The organism is Pseudoalteromonas sp. SG43-6, assembly GCF_014164365.1.
In the GTDB taxonomy this organism is placed as follows: domain Bacteria; phylum Pseudomonadota; class Gammaproteobacteria; order Enterobacterales; family Alteromonadaceae; genus Pseudoalteromonas; species Pseudoalteromonas rhizosphaerae.
This window is the reverse complement of sequence record NZ_JACJEZ010000136.1, coordinates 1-968: the sequence shown is the minus strand read 5'-3', so window position 1 is coordinate 968 and position 968 is coordinate 1. Positions and strand designations below refer to the sequence as shown.

1 protein-coding gene is annotated in these 968 nt (G+C 40.8%); it reads left to right on the top strand.

What is annotated here, in order from left to right:
- Window positions 1-273 precede the first annotated feature (273 nt).
- On the top strand, window positions 274-429 hold the full coding sequence (locus H5201_RS23605; RefSeq protein WP_404936361.1) for a hypothetical protein: 156 nt from the start codon (window positions 274-276) through the stop codon (window positions 427-429).
- Window positions 430-968 lie beyond the last annotated feature (539 nt).

Below are 968 nucleotides of genomic sequence, written 5' to 3'. Positions count from 1 at the left end.
GTTGAATATCGGCTAAATCTGTATTTTTAGATTGTGAGTTAAGCTTAAAAATATTTGTCGCGTAAGCATATGAACAAAAAAGTAACCAAGCAATAATGATGAGTTTAGTCATTGCAAATTCCTTTTGATGAAGTTCCATTACTTTTTTAATTAAGTTCACTTTTTAGGTAAATGCAAGGTGGGAGGATTAAATATTTCAAAATCATTAATGAGTTTGAAAAGTAGCAATACTTGGTTTTTGAATACAGAGATCAATAAAACACAGTCGTCAGCATGATCGGAAGCTTCTTATGGGTGACCACTTTCAGATCTTTGGTGAAAAAGCATGGCGCGAGCGATATTGCTAACGCAACAGGATTAAATCGTGGAAGCTCGTATAAGGCGGTGAATGGTAAAACCAAAACTCGTTGCGAAACTTTTTTCAAGTGATAAAAGCACTTAACTTTCGCCTTACAACGCAAGTGGCGTAGGTTGGGGAGAGTGCAACGAAACCCTACTGGTGTGGTTTAAATTGTAGGTCGTTCTTAGGGCGATAAGTGAATTTCACCACCGAGTTCACAGAGGCGTTTCGCTACACAGAGGTTAAGTATTTTTGTAGGAGATGGCTTTAGCCACGAAAGATTTAACACCAGTGATAGAGCTAACCACCGTAGGCGCTAAGCTTGCTAGCGCGTGGGTTTGTAGGTTGGGTAGAGCGCAACGAGAACCTACGATTCTCCAATATCATTACCAACTCCCAAGTACGTAAATATGCATTGTTTGTAGGTCGTTCTTTAGGGCGAAAAGTGAATTTCACCACTGAGATCACTGAGGCGCTTTGCTACACAGAGGTTAAGTATTGTTGTAGGTGATGGCTTCAGCCACGAATGGTTTAACACTATTGTTATAGTTAACCACCGTAGGCGCTGAGCTTGCTGGCGCGTGTGATTGTTGGTTGGGCTTTAGCCCAAAAAGTTGTATCACCTTGG

Coding starts and splice junctions, on each gene's coding strand:
- H5201_RS23605 (WP_404936361.1), top strand. CDS start 274: ATGATCGGAAGCTTCTTATGGGTGACCACTTTCAGATCTTTGGTGAAA.